Genomic DNA, 15,300 nt, shown 5'->3' on the forward strand with positions numbered 1-15,300 from the left:
GGCGTGCGGGGCGCCGGGGGCGTGCGGGGCGCCGGGGGCGTGCGCGGGGCGCCGGGGGTGCGCGGGGCGCCGGGGTGCGCGAGGCGCGCGGGGGGCGTCGTGCGGTGTCGCTCTAGGCGACGGCGCGGCTGGCTTCGTCCGCCCACGCCAGGGCGGAGCGGTAGGCGCCCGCCAGAGACGGGGAGGAGTCGGTCGTCGGCAGCGTCGGGAACTCGCCCCGCTCATACGCGGCGACCGCGGCGAGCAGTTCGCCCTTCGGCCCTTCGCGGCGCAGCAGGGCGGTCTGGATCTCCTCGGTGAACGGCAAAGAGTCCAAGACGTCGGCCATCGGGGCGTTCAGCAGCGCGTCGGCGACCGAGAAGAGCCCGATCGTGAACAGCGTCTCGCGCTCCTCGGGAAGGGCCGAGCCCGCGAGGATCTCGCACATGTGGGCGCGGCGCAGACCGAGCGCCACGAGTTCGTCCGGCACGTCGGGGATCGAGGAGATGACCATGACCGTCGCCCAGCGGCGGACGGTGCGCACGCCGAGCATCGCGAGCGCCTCGCGCACCGAGCCGACGGTGCGCGGCAGCGCGAAGAACGCCGAGTTCACGTACCGAAGCAGCTTCAGCGAGAGGCCGATGTCGGACGAGATGATCCGCTCGAGGTCTTCGAAGGAGATGTCGCCCGCGGTCAGCTCGGACAGGCGGCGCAGGGAGCCGAGGCCGGCGGTCGCGACGCCGCGATGGCGGAAGATGCGCGGCTGGGCGAAGTACTCGCCCTGGAAGTAGGTGAAGCCGAGGGCCTTGCAGCGTTCGAAGGCGGCGTGGTCGCCGACTTCGGTCGCGACGAGCATCGCGCCCTGCATCTTGGGCACGCGCAGGACGCGGGGGAGGTCTTCGGCGGAGACCGCGGAGACGTCGACGCGGACGATCGAGCAGAGCCCCATGAGCTCTTCGACGTTGTCGATCAGCGAGCCGTCGTACTCGTCCAGCGCGATCGTGTAGCCCGAACGGGCCAGTTTCTGCAGGATCTGCAGCAGGTCTTCGCGGGCCGAGTAAGCCTTGATCTGGAGTACCGCGCGGTCGGGGCGCACCGGCGGCGGCCCGATCTCGACCAGGAAGTTGCGCGCGATGGTCACCCACGCGGGGTGGCGGCCGGCCAGGGTCTCCAGCCCGATGTCGCCGAACGCCTCCACCAGCAGGGCAGAGGTGGCCTTGGCGTCCATCGCCGGATCGCCGAGATCGACGGACCCGCCGAAGCGCAGCTCGTAACCCACGACAACATTCCGTGCATCCGCGATCGGATGGCGAACGACCGCGACTTCCTGGCGGCCGGGATTCGCGGGAGCGGGCACGGAGATACTCACAGTACGTACTTCGGCCAATGCGTGCGCTCGCTTGAGGCTACGATTCACAAAAGCTGACCCCGACAGAGGAGTCCCCATGCAGATCGAGGTGAAGGGCAAGAACCTTCAGGTCACCGAAGAGCTGCGGGAGTACGTCGAGCGGCGGTTCGACAAGATTTCCAAGCAGGTATCGGAGCAGGCGACGCTCGACGTGGAAGTGGCGGACGAGAACGTCCCGGGCGATCCGGTCGCCGCCGAGGCGGTGCTGCACCTCAAGGGAACGCAACTGCGGGCCAAGGAGGTCTCCAAGGACGCCAAGCACGCCGTCCACCTCGTGGCGGACAACATGGAGCGCCAGGTCAAGCGCCATCGGGACAAGCGACGGGGGCGGCGCGAAACGCGCTCCGCGGCCGAGGCGCTGAACACGACCGAGGCGACGCTCGAGGAAGCACCCACCACGCTCCAGTAACAGGCCTGATCAGGGCGCGCTCGGCCGCTAGTCTAGGTAGCTATGTCCATCCTCGAGCGCGCCCTCCGAATGGGCGAAGCGAAGCAGTTCAAGGCCTACTCCAAGCGCGTCGAGCGGATCAATAACTGGGAGCCCGAGCTCCAGGAGTCCAGCGACGACGAGCTCAAGGAGCAGTTCGCGGAGCTGCGTGAGCGCGCCCGCGAGGGCGAGGACATCGACGAGCTGCTGCCCGAGGCGTTCGCGCTCACGCGTGAAGTGGGGCGCCGCAAGATGGCGATGCGCCACTTCGACGTGCAGCTGATCGGCGGCATGGTCCTCCACGACGGCCAGATCGCCGAGATGCGCACGGGCGAGGGCAAGACCCTCACCGGCACGCTCGCGGTCGTCGTCAACGCGCTGCCCGGCAAGGGCGTGCACGTCGTCACGGTCAACGACTACCTCGCCCGCCGCGACGCGGACTGGATGCGGCCGATCTACGAAGGCCTCGGCCTGACCGTCGGCGTGCTCCAGAACAACCAGCCCTACGAGGAGAAGCGCGCCGCCTACGCCGCGGACATCACGTACGGCACCAACTCCGAGTTCGGCTTCGACTACCTGCGCGACAACATGGCGACCCGGCTGGAGGAGAAGGTCCAGCACGGCGGGCGCATCGGCGAGGACGGCCGCCCGATCGCGATGCACAACTTCGCGATCGTCGACGAGGTCGACAACATCCTCATCGACGAGGCGCGTACCCCGCTGATCATCTCCGGCGCACCCGAGCAGGCCGGGGACCTCTACGACCGCTTCGCCAAGCTGGCCCCGAACATGATCCCGGGCAAGAAGCCCGAGGGGATGGATCCGCGGGCGAAGAAGGAATTCACGGCGGACTACGACTACGAGTACGACGAGAAGCACAAGACGGTCTCGGTGACCGAGCAGGGCGTCGAGAAGGCCGAGCGCTTCCTTGGCATCGAGCACCTCTACCGCGCCGAGAACGGCAACCTGGTCAACCACCTGCACCAGGCGCTGAAGGCCGAGTCGCTCTACAAGAAGGACGTCGACTACGCCGTCATCGACGACGAAGTCAAGATCATCGACGAGTTCACGGGGCGCATCCTCGATGGCCGCCGCTGGTCGGAGGGTCTGCACCAGGCCGTCGAGGCCAAGGAGGGCGTGCGGGTCCGCGAGGAGAACCAGACGCTGGCGACCGTCACGCTGCAGAACTACTTCCGCATGTACGACAAGCTCGCCGGCATGTCGGGCACGGCCCTCACCGAGGCCACGGAGTTCATGAAGATCTACAAGGTCGGCGTCGTGGAGATCCCCACGAACCGGCCGATGGTCCGCAAGGATCAGAACGACCAGATCTACAAGACCCGCGAGGGCAAGTGGCGCGCCGTGGCCAAGGCCATCCAGGAGCGCCACGACAAGGGCCAGCCGGTGCTGGTGGGCACGATCTCGGTCGAGACGTCCGAGCTCCTCAGCGAGCGCCTGCGCAAGATGGGCGTGCCGCACACGGTGCTCAACGCCAAGCCCGAGCACGCCGAGCGCGAGGGCTCGATCATCGCCGAGGCGGGCTCGCCGGGCGCGGTCACGATCGCGACCAACATGGCCGGCCGCGGCGTCGACATCAAGCTCGGGGGCAACGCCGAGCACCTGACGGAGATCGAGCTGGTCAAGCTCGGCCTGCGCCCCGGCGATCCGGACTACGAGGAGCGCTTCGAGCAGATCCTCCCGAAGATCGAGGAGCGCGTCGAGGCCAACAAGGAGATCGTCGCCGAGGCCGGCGGCCTGTTCATCGTCGGCACCGAGCGCCACGAGTCGCGCCGGATCGACAACCAGCTGCGCGGCCGCGCCGGCCGCCAGGGTGACCCGGGCGAGTCGCGCTTCTTCCTCTCCGCCGAGGATGACCTCGTGCGCCTCTTCGCCGGCGACCGGATCTACAAGATCCTCGACCGCCTCGGCCCGAAGGGCGAGGACGGCGAGGAAGAGCCGATCGAAGCGAAGATGCTCACGAAGCAGATCGAGGGCGCCCAGCGTAAGGTCGAGGAGCAGAACTACCTCATCCGCAAGCGCGTCCTCGAGTACGACGACGTGATGAACCAGCAGCGCGAGGTCGTCTACAAGTACCGCGACGAGGTGCTCGAAGGCCGCGACATGGCCGACGTCGCGCGCGAACAGATCGCCGAGGTCATCGGGCGCACGGTCGACGAGTACACGCCGGGCGACTTCGCCGACGACTGGGACCTCGAGGGCCTGTGGGTCCAGCTCGACCAGATCTACCACGTGGACTTCGGCGTCGAGGAGCTCGACCGCTCGGCGATCGACCGCGACGAGCTCAAGCGCATGCTCTCCGAGGACGCGCTGGGCCTCTACGACGAGCGCGAGGAAGAGCTCGGCGAAGAGCTCATGCGCATGCTCGAGCGCTACCTGATCCTGCAGATCATCGATCAGCGCTGGCGTGAGCACCTCTACGACATGGACTACCTGCGCGAGGGCATCCACCTCCGCGGGTTCGCGCAGATCGAACCGCTGGTGGCCTACAAGAACGAGGCCTTCACGCTGTTCGCGGACCTGATGAACTCGATCTGGGCCGACTTCGCGCGCATGATCTACAACGTCGAGGTCGAGGTGCAGGGCCCCGAGCAGCCTGAAGGCGGCGCCGTGCAGGCGCCGCCGCAGGAATGGACTCCGCAGCAGCAGAGCAACTTCGGTGCGCTGGAGTACTACGGCGGGACCGAGGCCGACCAGCCGACCGCGTACACCAACGGTGACGACGGCCCGCAGGTCGAGGAGCCGCCGGTCGTGGCCCAGCGCCGCGTGACCGAGCACGAGACGATCGGCCGCAACGACCCGTGCTGGTGCGGCTCAGGCAAGAAGTTCAAGAAGTGCCACGGAGCGTGAAGCGGCGCTTCCGGACCCGGGGCTTGCGCACCGGGTCCGTCGCCTGGGCGCCCTGAAGCGTTCCGCGCATAACGTGCTCTGCGATCTGTGAGATGGGAAGCATGGATCCCAGTGTGTGCGCCAAACGGCATCAGTTCAAATCATCGTTTCAGCCAACCTATAAGCTGAACCTATGGACCCGCGGCGCGTGCTCACCTTCCGCGCCGTCGCCCACGAGCGCTCGTTCAGCGCCGCCGCGCGCACGCTCGCACTGACCCAGCCGGCCGTGTCGCAGCAGGTCGCGGCACTGGAGACCGAGGTGGGCGCGCGGCTGCTCGACCGCGAGCCCGGCGGGCTGAAGCTGACAACCGCGGGCCGGATCCTGCTCGAGCACGCCGACGCGCTCGCCGACACCCTCACGCTTGCGACAACGCAGCTCGAAGAGCACAACAACGCCGAGCGCGGGCGACTGCGCATCGGCGCGTTCTCCAGCTCCCTCGCGGCACTGGTCCCCGAGACCGTGCGCCGGCTGCGTGACGCCTACCCCGACGCCGAGGTGCTCGTCCAGGAGGGCGACAGCCTCGCGCTGGCCGAGCGGGTCAAGACCGGCGAGCTGCACCTGAGCGTCGCGTTCCAGGACGCGGCGCTGGCGCGGCGCGAGCACGAGGGCCTGACGCGCCACGACATCCTGCGCGAGCCGTTCCTGGTCGCACTCCCGCCGGACCACGCCCTGAGCGGCAAACCGACGGTCGCCCTCGAAGAGCTCGCCGACGCGCCGTGGTCTGCGGCGTCGACCGACGGCCTGATCGCCCGCGCCTGCCGCGCGGCCGGCTTCGAGCCCCGCATCGTCTCGATCACCCGCGACCCGATCGCGATCCGCGAGTTCGTCGCCCGCGGCACCGCGGTGACGCTCGTCCCGCGGCTGCTGAAGCCCGGCATGCCCGGCTTGGCGTTCGCCAAGATCGTGAACGGCCCGCAGCGCGACCTGTACGTCCTCACCCCGCCCGGCGGCCGCCACCCACTCGTCGAGCCGACGCTGCAAGCGCTGATCGAAGTAGCCTCCGCGACCGGATGAACGGGCGCCTACTGATCACCTGCCCCGACCGGCACGGGATCGTCGCCGCGGTCGCCGGCTTCCTCGCCGGTTCCGGCGCGAACATCATCACCTCCGACCAGCACTCCACCGACCCCGAGGGTGGGGAGTTCTTCATGCGGATGGAGTTCACCCTCGAGCAGGGCGACCTGAGCGCGCTCGGACGCGCCTTCGGCCAGGAGGTCGGCGACCGGCTCGACATGCGCTGGCGCCTCACCGACGGCGGTAGGCCCAAGCGCATGGCGATCCTCGTGAGCAAGGAGGATCACTGCCTGGTCGATCTGCTGTGGCGCCACCGCCGCGGTGAGCTGGACGCGGACATCGCGCTGGTCGCCTCCAACCACCCCGACCATCGCGCCGACGTCGAGGGCTTCGGCATCCCGTACCACCACGTGCCGTACCCGAACGAGCCGGAGCTGCTGGAGCTGCTCAACGACGTCGACCTCGTCGTCCTCGCCCGCTACATGCGCATCCTGTCCGGCGGGTTCCTCACGACGCTGGACACGCCCGTGATCAACATCCACCACTCGTTCCTCCCCGCCTTCGCCGGCGCCAACCCGTACCAGCGGGCGTTCGAGCGGGGCGTGAAGATCATCGGCGCGACCGCGCACTACGTGACCGAGGAACTCGACGCCGGCCCGATCATCGAGCAGGACGTCGCCCGCGTCTCCCACCGCGAACACGCCGAGACGATGGTCCGCCTCGGCCGCGACATCGAGCGCACCGTGCTCGCCCGCGCCGTCAAGTGGCATCTCGAGGACCGTGTGCTCGTGCACGGAAATCGGACAGTGGTCTTCTAGGAAGATGCGCCTCCCGGAGCCGTTGCGCTCACGGCTCGAAGGCTGGCCCCATGCGTCGCGGGTCCTTCGCTTGGTCGAGGCGGCCGGCCCGATCCTGGTGGACAACAAGACGCCGTTCTTCCCGGCTTACACCGATCACGGCATCGAGCACGTCGTCCGGGTGATGGAGACCGCGTGGAGACTCGTGCCTGAAGAAGCAGAGCCGCTTCTGAACGCCTCCGACGCCGCGGTGCTCGCCGGCGCGGCGGTGGTCCACGACCTCGGAATGCATCTTCGCCCTCCGGGGTTCGCCGAGCTGGTGGCACCTGGCTCCCGGTTCAAGTCGCTGCGATGGTTCCGCGAAGCACAGGGCTCGCGCGCGCCGGACCGCCCATGGGACGAGACCTGGCAGGCGTTCCGCAAAGCCGCGCGGCATCTGACCGAGACGCAGATCGACACGATCCTGGGACCCGGGAACCGCGGGATCCCGGCGGTCGCCTTCGGTGACAACGATCTCGATCACTCGCGCTGGACGCACGACGACCATCTCCTGATCGGCGAGTTCATCCGGCGCCATCACGCGCGGCTGAGCCATGAGATCGCGATCTACGGATTCCCGGGGGTCCCACCCGGTGACTTCCCGGTGCTCGCTCGCGACCTGCCGGGGCTCGCCGACGCGATCGGCGTGACCGCCCGCTCGCACAACGAGGACCTGCGGGTGATGCTGCACTACCTCAAGGATCAGTATCGGACGGTGATCGAGCCGGCGGGCGCGCACCTCCCGTACCTGATGGGACTGCTCGGCGTTGCCGACTACCTCCAGATCGACCAGGACCGGGCACCGACGGTGCTGCTCCGGTTGAAGGAGCCGCAGAGTCGTGTGAGTGTCGAGCAGTGGGCACTGCACCGGGCCGTCCATCAGATCAGCTGGGCCTACGAGGACCCCGGCGCGATCGTAATCGACGTGCTGCCCTCACACGACTACCGGACCCATTTCCAGCTGCGTGACCTGTTCCGAGGTCTGCGGGCGCAGCTGGACGTGACGACGGCCGTGCTGAGCGAGACCTACGGAACCGTGCAGCCGGCGTTGCGCCTGACCAAGCAGCGCGTCGAGACCAACCTCGACTCGGAAGGCCTGCACGAGGCGCTCGAGTTCATCCCACGGCGGGCGGCGCTGCGCAGCGGCGAGGAGCTCTTCCGGCTGATGATCGGTGATCTCTACGGCGATCACCCGGCGGTCGCGGGTCGCGAGCTGCTCCAGAACGCGGTCGATGCGGTCCGTGAGCGACGGCGCTGGGAGCACGGGTCCGACCGCGCGTTCACGCCCGACGAGTTCCGGCCACTGCCCGCGGACGTCCTCGTCGAGCACGTGCGCACGAGCGAGGGTGAATGGATACTGCGGATCGTCGATCGAGGGATCGGAATGACTCCGGACACGATCGTGGACTACTTCCTCAAGTCCGGCGCGTCGCTCGGTCCGTCTCCCGTCGAGTTGGACGGGATCGATCGAGCGACCGCGATCCGATGGATGAAGACGGGGCGCTTCGGGATCGGCGCGTTCGCTTCCTTCCTGCTCGGACCGGAGATCCGCGTGACCACGCGCCATCTCACCGCCGAGCGCGGGGCCCGGTTCGTCGCGCGTCTCGATGACGACATAGTCGAGCTGATCTGGGCGGACGATGTGCCGTTCGGCACCGAGGTGGTCATCCCGACGGCCGACCCGCCCTCTCGCAAGGCAGCATTCCCGCCCCCGAGTCTGATCGACGAGATCCGCGGCTTCTACCGGCTCGGCGATCCGGACGTCTTCTTCCGAGACGAGGAGCAGAGCTCGCTCGCGAGCGACTCGCGGGCCGCGGTGCCGGACCTCGAGTCGCCGCTGCCGAAAGACTGGCGGCTCCTCGCCGTGCCGGAGCTCGACGGGGTGCTCTGGCACGTGAGCGACACACGCCAGGCAGGGTCGGTCGCGCACAACGGCATCGGAATCCATGTCCCGGGCCAGAGGGCGGACAGTGCGTACGAGTGGCGAGGCCTTCACCGCTCACGCTGGCTTCGCTTCCCACCGCTGGCCGTGTTCGACTCGCGCCACCGCCTCGGGATCTCGCTCAATCGCTACCGCCTGACGGAGTCGTTCGCACCGTTCCAGGACGAACTGCTGCGCTCGATCGGCCTGGACGTCGTGGCCCACGCCCTCGTGGCCGGCGCTCGTCAGTACCCGCTGGCTAGTGGGCCGTATCTCGCTTCGGTGATGGGCCGCGACGCCTGGGCGCCGCTGACCCTCTGTGCACCGCTTGGCGACGGCGCGTGGTGCGTGTGGTGGCAACACGATGACCTCGGATCCGTTTTTGCGAGTCACCGCTTCCTCAATGACGTGACGAGCCCAAGCTGGCAACGGCTGCCGATGCGCTCGGTGCTCGGTCTCGAGCACGATCGCCTCTCGATATCGGCCGGCGTGGTCCGCGAGCTGGTGCGCCGTGGAATCGGCGAGGTCGAACGCATCAGTCCGTTCAAGGCGACGATCACCATGATCGCGTTCGCCTTCGCTCAGCCGCGGCATGAGCTATTGAGTGAGCGTCCCGATCTGTCCTTTCCGCTTCTGGGTGAGCACCTGACGAGTGCTCCGGGCGGCGAGTGGGGCTACAGCGTCGATCCGGGACAGCACGAGGAGACGCCGGAACCCACGCGGTCCGACGACACGGCGCTATTGCGCGAATTGCTCGAGGTCGAGTTCAATGGGGGCGCGACCAGCGCGGCGGTGACGCTGTTCCGGCCCGGCACCGGCTCGCCCGTGGTCGACGCGCTGGCGGCGACCTGGCAGCGGATCGTCGGCGGGACGATCGAGCGAGATCCCGAGCGGCGGCGCGAGCAGCGGGACGCGATCGCGGAGCGACACCCGGAGATCCGGCCGCACCTCGCCGCCTGGTCGGCCACACGGACCTAACCGTCCACCACCAGCGCGTCGAGCGGGCCCATCAGCCGCCGGGAACGGCGGCTGACCCCGGGCAGCTCGACGAGATGATGGGTCAGTGGCGCTCCGGCGCGGCGGCGCTCCAGTTGCTCGCTCGCCGTCGGGCGCCACTGCTCGTCGATCACCGTCGCGGGATCGCCGTCCGCCGGTCCTTCCAGGTGCTCCGCCCACAGCTTCAGGCGGGTGGCTCTGGCGAGTGCCGGGTCGCAGGTGACGACGTCGGCCTCCGAGTCATTGAAGAGCGAGTGCTCGTTGAGGTTCGCGGACCCGATCGCCAGCCACGCGTCGTCGACGATGCCGATCTTGGCGTGGACGTAGAGCGGGCCTGACCGCTCGCCGGTGCGCGACATGATCGTCGCCGCGAGGAAGTTCCTGCGGTCCTCGTCGGCCGCGACGAGGCGGCCGAGCATGCCGCGCGTGTCGTCCTGGCCGTTGTTGGCCTTGTGGGGGAGGAGGACGACGACGCGGAAGTCGTCGGTCGGCGGGTTGCGCAGCTTGCCCTCGAGGATGTGCACGATCTCAGGCGACCACAGGAACTGGTTCTCGAGGTAGATCAGCGTTCGCGCGCTCCGCAGCGCGCGGACGTAGCTCTCGAGGATCGAGAACTCGCCGCGCGGGAGCACGTCGTAGGCGCCCTCGGGGACGGTGCGGACGAACTGGGCCGTCGTGTCGCCGGCGGGCGCGAGCCGCTCGGGCAGCTCCAGCGCCTCGCCGTGGACGGCCTCCCAGCGCAGCGCGAAGTGGGCGGCGACGTCGCGGACGATCGGCCCGCGCAAGCGCGAGGACGCGTCGTGCCAGCCGATCTCGTCCTCCTTGTGCGGGTGCTGGTTGGAGTCGTAGCGGTCACCCGCCAGCGCGGTGAGGTCGATGCCGCCGACGAACGCGACCTCGTCGTCGACGATCACGATCTTCTCGTGGTGGCAGTGCATCAGCCGGCCGTGGGCGTCGAGCTCGCACTGGATCTTCGTGCCGCGCACGAGTGCGTCGCGCGCGGCCTTGACGTCGCCGCGGCGGGGCTTGAAGACCGGCACCGGCGCGCCCGCCCAGACGAGCAGCCGCACCGGTATCCGCTCTGCGACCTCGGCCAGGAGGTCCCGGATCGGCGTCGACTTGCGCGGGCCCGGGTCGAAGTCGGGCTGGAAGTTCCACGAGCAGATGTGCACGTGGCGCTGGGCTCCGCGGATCGCCTCCGCCATCGCCGGCAGCGCGTTCTCCCCGTCGATCAGCACCTCGAGCGCGTTGCCGTCGCGCGGCGGGACGGCGGTCTGGGCCCACAGCCCCTCGCCGGCCGGCGCGAGCGCCGCGAGCTGGTCGTGGCGCCGCAGCCGGCGCAGGTGGTGGTGGGTCATCGCGCGCTCGAGGCCGTCGCCGACGGCGGCGTCGACGCGGTCGCGGATCGGGAGGGCCATGTCGCTTCGCTTACCCGCTAGCCTCCAGGATCAATATGGCCTCTGATCAGCCCACCCCGCAGCGCCTCGCAGCCATCCGTGAGCAGATGTCCCTGCTCTCGGACTATCTTTGACCCGGCTGGGATGCAGGAGCGCCTGAGCGCGCTGGAAGCGGAGATGGGATCGGCGGGGTTCTGGGATGACCCGGACACCGCCGCGAAGGTCGGAGCCGAGCACACGCGCACCCAGCGCCGGCTCGACACCTTCACGAAGCTGCAGTCCGACGCCGAGGACCTCGACGGGCTCGCCGAGCTCGCCGACGAGGACCCGGAGATCGCAGCGGAGTTCGACGAGGCGATCGACTCCGTCGAGGTGCGCCTGCAGGCGGCGGAGGAGCAGCGCCTCTTCACCGGCGACTACGACGCGGGCGACGCGCTCGTGACCGTCAACGCGGGCGCCGGGGGCACCGACGCGCAGGATTGGGCCGAGATGGTGCTGCGCATGGAGATGCGCTGGGCCGAGCGGCGCGGGTTCAAGGTCGAGTTGCTCGAGGCCAGCGCGGGCGAGGAAGCGGGCATCAAGTCCGCGACCTTCCGGGCGTCCGGCGACAACGCCTACGGCCTCTATTCGGCCGAGAAGGGCGTGCACCGTCTCGTGCGTCTGTCGCCGTTCGACTCCGCCAACCGCCGCCAGACGTCCTTCGCGGGCGTCGAGGTCGCGCCGGTGGTCGAGGAGGCGGGTGAGGTCACGATCGACGACGACGACCTCCAGGTCGACACCTACCGGGCTTCAGGCGCGGGCGGCCAGCACGTCAACAAGACCGACTCCGCCGTGCGCATCACCCACCGCCCCAGCGGGATCGTCGTGCAGTGCCAGAACGAGCGCTCGCAGTCCGCGAACCGCGCGACCGCGATGGCGATGCTCCGCGCCAAGCTGATCCAGCGCCAGGAGGAAGAGCGCCAGGCGGAGATCGCCAAGGCGCGTGGCGAGACGCTCGACGTCAACTTCGGCTCGCAGATCCGCTCCTACGTCCTGCACCCGTACACGATGGTCAAGGACCACCGCACCGACTTCGAAGTGGGCAACGCCAACGGCGTGTTGGACGGCGACCTCGACGGCTTCGTCCGCTCCTGGCTCGAGGCCAACGCCAAGGGCCGCGGCTAAGCCTTTTAGTCGCGTCGACTAGAATGGTCCGTCATGGAGACGGATCTCATCGACCGCGCGCTCGCCGAGGACGTCGGCGAAGGCGACGCGACGACTGAAGCCACCGTCGCCGCCGCGGCTCGTGGCGTCGCGACGATCACGCAGAAGGCGCCCGGGGTGATCTCCGGGCTGGAGGTTGCCGAGGCCGTGTTCCTGCGGCTCGATCCCGACGCGCAGATCACGCGGCTCGGCCCCGAGGGCGAGTGGCGCGAGGGCGGGCCGGTGCTGCGGGTCGAGGGTTCGGCACGCGGGATCCTCACCGCCGAGCGCACCGCGCTGAACTTCCTCGGCCGGCTCTCCGGGGTCGCGACCAAGACGGCGCGCATCGTCCGCTCCGTGGGCGAGGGCGGGGCGAAGATCCTCGACACGCGCAAGACCACGCCCGGGATGCGGCTGCTCGAGAAGGCCGCGGTCGCGCACGGCGGCGGCGTCAATCACCGGATCGGGCTGTTCGACTTCATCCTGATCAAGGAGAACCACTCGACGCTCGCGGGCGGCGTGGGCGAGGCCGTGCACAAGGCGCGGGCGGCGCGGCCGGAACTCGGGCTGGCCGTCGAGGTGCGTGACGGCGCCGAGATCGACGAGGCGCTGGCGGCGAACGCGCAGCGGCTGCTGCTGGACAACATGACGCCCGACGAGGTACGCGCCGCGGTGGCGCAGGTGGGCGGCCGGGCGGTGCTCGAGGTGAGCGGCGGCGTGGATGAGGAGACAGTTTTGGTCTACGCGACCATTAGTGGTGTAGACTACGTCTCGATCGGTGCATTGACCCACTCCGCGCCGGTCCTCGATCTGTCGCTGATCTTGGAGACCGTCCAGTGAACCTCCTCACGCTCGAATCCGTCCCGGCCCTGCAGTCCGAAGTACGCGCACTGGCCGCCGAGCGCGGCGCCGTGATCCTCGCGCACAACTACCAGCTGCCCGAGGTGCAGGATGTGGCCGACTTCGTCGGTGACTCGCTCGCCCTGTCGCAGCAGGCGGCCAAGACCGACGCGGAGGTGATCGCGTTCTGCGGCGTGCACTTCATGGCCGAGACCGCGTCGGTGCTCTCGCCCGGCAAGACGGTGCTGCTGCCGGACATGGACGCGGGCTGCTCGCTCGCGGACTCGATCACCGCGGCCCAGCTGCGAGCGTGGAAGGCCAAGCACCCGAACGCCCTCGTGGTGATGTACGTCAACACCACGGCTGAGGTGAAGGCGGAGACCGACTACTGCGTCACGTCCTCCAACGCCGTGCAGGTGGTCGAGCACATCTACGCCACCCACGGTGAGGACACCGAGATCCTCTTCGGGCCGGACATGTTCCTCGGCGCCTACGTCGAGAAGGAGACGGGGCGCAAGATGCACGTCTGGGACGGCGAGTGCCACGTGCACGCCGGCATCCGGCCGTCGGACATCACGAACATGCGCGACGCGCACCCCGGCGCGGACTTCTTGATCCACCCGGAGTGCGGCTGCTCGACCTCGGTGATGGAGTACGTGGCCGCGGGGGACGTCTCGTCCGAGGGCGTGCACATGCTCTCGACCGGCGGGATGATGACCTGGGCCGCGAGCGCGCCGGCGGGCACCACAGCGATCATGGCCACCGAGACCGGGATGCTGCATCCGCTGCAGATGGCGCGGCCGGACATCGACTTCGTCGCCGCCAACGAGGCTGCCTCGTGCCGCTACATGAAGATGATCACGCTGCCGAAGCTGCGCGACACGCTGCGCGACAACTCGGGCGTCGTGAAGGTGCCCGAGGCGATCGCCGAGCGTGCCCGGCTGCCGATCGAGCGCATGGTCGCCATCGGCTGACGCCGCCGCCGCGGGCATCCGGATGAGAGGATGCCCGTATGTTCTGCAGGGGACTGTTGTGCACGGTGGCGGCGTTTGCCGCCACCGCTCCCGCCGCGCACGCCGGGACGCTCTCGATCACGGCACCGAACACGATCACCTTCCAGGCGAACCCTGGCGAGGCCAATTTCTTCACGGTGAACTGGGGCAACGTCGCCGCCGGCCCGGATTACGTGCCGAAGTTCGACGACCACGTGGACATCGTGCCCGGGCCGGGCTGCGTCGTGGACGGGCTGGGCGGGCACTGCGACGCGGCCGGGGCGAACCCGACGGTGATCGTCCATCTCGGCGACGGCAACGACATCGCCGAGTCCAGCAACGATCACGCCGCCGGTCACAGCGTCCAGTTCTACGGCGAGGACGGGAACGACGACCTCCAGAGCCAGGGCAGCGCGGACCTGCTCGACGGCGGGCCGGGCAACGACAGGCTGCAACCGGACGAAGACGACGCCGGATCGGGCGACGTCGTCACCGGCGGCCCCGGCAGCGACTCGCTCTGGCTCGACGCGGCGTCGGGCGGCAACGGGCCGATCACGGCGACCTTCGACGGCGTCGCCGACGACGGCTTCGCCGGTGAAGCCGACAACTACGGGGCGGACCTCGAGAACCTGGAGGGCGTCAGCACCGCACCGTCGATCCACTTCACCGGCACCGACGGTCCGAACAGCGTCCAGATGCGCAGCGAGTCGGCCGACGTCCTCTCCGGCCTCGGCGGCGACGACGTCATCGACGGCGCCAACGGCAACGACACCATCGACGGCGGCGACGGCAACGACACGATCTCCGGCGGCGGCAACGACGACACGATCACCGGCGGTCCGGGGCTGGATTCCCTGTCGGGCGAAGGGTCGGGGTCCGGCTTTTACATCTCGGTGGCGGGCAACGACACGGTCGACGCGCGCGACGGCGTCCGCGAGCAGCTCAACTGCGGGCCGGGAGCCGACACGGCGATCGTCGACGAGCTCGACGTCGTCCCGCAGGATCCGGGCTCGCTGTGCGAGGCCGTCGAGCGCTCCGGGGTCGCCGCGCCGCCGCCCGGCTCCGCGCCCGTCCCGGTGCCGAGCATCAGCTCCTCGAAACTGAGCGTGAGCAAGTCGCGGATCACGGTGAAGCTGCACTGCAAGGCCGGCGGCGAGCGGTGTCGCGGCAAGCTGACCCTGCGGACCGCGTCCAAGGTCAAGGTGGGCAAGTCACGCAAGACCGTGACGATCGGCTCAGCGTCCTACTCGGTCGCCGCCGGGCACTCGGGCAGCGTGCGGGTGAAGGTGGGCTCCGCGGGGCGCAGTCTGCTGCGCAAGGTCACCCACGTGCGGGTGCGGATCAGCGCCGCGCCCTCGTCCGGCAAGGCCACGACCAGGGTCGTGACCTTGCGCGGCTGA

Annotated in this window: 11 protein-coding genes; 9 read left to right on the forward strand and 2 right to left on the reverse strand. The window is 69.4% G+C overall.

The features are described from left to right. Positions 1-112 precede the first annotated feature (112 nt). Complete coding sequence (locus OM076_RS33070) at positions 113-1,336, reverse strand: EAL and HDOD domain-containing protein (protein WP_270044426.1); 1,224 nt, start codon at positions 1,334-1,336, stop codon at positions 113-115. 88 nt (positions 1,337-1,424) lie between these two features. Here OM076_RS33070 and hpf point away from each other — a divergent pair, with 88 nt between their 5' ends. The 5 genes from hpf to OM076_RS33095 all read left to right on the forward strand — a co-directional run bounded on the left by hpf (position 1,425) and on the right by OM076_RS33095 (position 9,471). Continuing rightward, positions 1,425-1,796 carry a ribosome hibernation-promoting factor, HPF/YfiA family gene (gene hpf, locus OM076_RS33075; protein ID WP_270044427.1) on the forward strand — a complete coding sequence of 124 codons (372 nt, stop codon included), beginning with the start codon at positions 1,425-1,427 and terminating at the stop codon, positions 1,794-1,796. A 42-nt stretch (positions 1,797-1,838) separates the two neighbouring features. Next, entirely contained in the window at positions 1,839-4,682 is a 2,844-nt protein-coding gene (secA, locus tag OM076_RS33080) for a preprotein translocase subunit SecA (protein WP_270044428.1), read from the forward strand. 172 nt (positions 4,683-4,854) lie between these two features. Beyond that, entirely contained in the window at positions 4,855-5,736 is an 882-nt protein-coding gene (locus OM076_RS33085) for a LysR family transcriptional regulator (protein WP_270044429.1), read from the forward strand. Continuing rightward, complete coding sequence (purU, locus tag OM076_RS33090; RefSeq protein ID WP_270044430.1) at positions 5,733-6,554, forward strand: formyltetrahydrofolate deformylase; 822 nt, start codon at positions 5,733-5,735, stop codon at positions 6,552-6,554. The genes OM076_RS33085 and purU overlap by 4 nt, the downstream gene beginning before the upstream one ends. Before the next feature lie 4 nt (positions 6,555-6,558). Next, entirely contained in the window at positions 6,559-9,471 is a 2,913-nt protein-coding gene (locus tag OM076_RS33095) for an HD domain-containing protein (RefSeq protein ID WP_270044431.1), read from the forward strand. On the opposite strand, the gene OM076_RS33100 is transcribed toward OM076_RS33095, so the two are convergent. Continuing rightward, a complete protein-coding gene (locus OM076_RS33100) occupies positions 9,468-10,907 on the reverse strand; it encodes a phospholipase D-like domain-containing protein (RefSeq protein WP_270044432.1) in 1,440 nt (479 codons plus the stop codon). The two genes, OM076_RS33095 and OM076_RS33100, sit on opposite strands and share 4 nt — an antisense overlap. Before the next feature lie 35 nt (positions 10,908-10,942). On the opposite strand from OM076_RS33100, the gene prfB reads away from it, so the two are divergent. The 4 genes from prfB (at position 10,943) to OM076_RS33120 (ending at position 15,300) form a co-directional block, all read left to right on the forward strand. Beyond that, a protein-coding gene (prfB, locus tag OM076_RS33105; RefSeq protein ID WP_270044433.1) for a peptide chain release factor 2 occupies positions 10,943-12,050 on the forward strand; the annotation gives its coding sequence in 2 pieces (ribosomal slippage) (positions 10,943-11,017 and positions 11,019-12,050; 1,107 coding nt in all). A 33-nt stretch (positions 12,051-12,083) separates the two neighbouring features. Next, a complete protein-coding gene (nadC, locus tag OM076_RS33110; RefSeq protein ID WP_270044434.1) occupies positions 12,084-12,908 on the forward strand; it encodes a carboxylating nicotinate-nucleotide diphosphorylase in 825 nt (274 codons plus the stop codon). Further along, positions 12,905-13,882 carry a quinolinate synthase NadA gene (gene nadA, locus OM076_RS33115; RefSeq protein ID WP_270044435.1) on the forward strand — a complete coding sequence of 326 codons (978 nt, stop codon included), beginning with the start codon at positions 12,905-12,907 and terminating at the stop codon, positions 13,880-13,882. Before nadC ends, nadA begins: the two co-directional genes overlap by 4 nt. A gap of 38 nt (positions 13,883-13,920) precedes the next feature. Continuing rightward, positions 13,921-15,300, forward strand: coding sequence for a calcium-binding protein (locus OM076_RS33120; RefSeq protein WP_270044436.1), 1,380 nt, complete (start codon positions 13,921-13,923; stop codon positions 15,298-15,300).

It is taken from the genome of Solirubrobacter ginsenosidimutans (assembly GCF_027587205.1).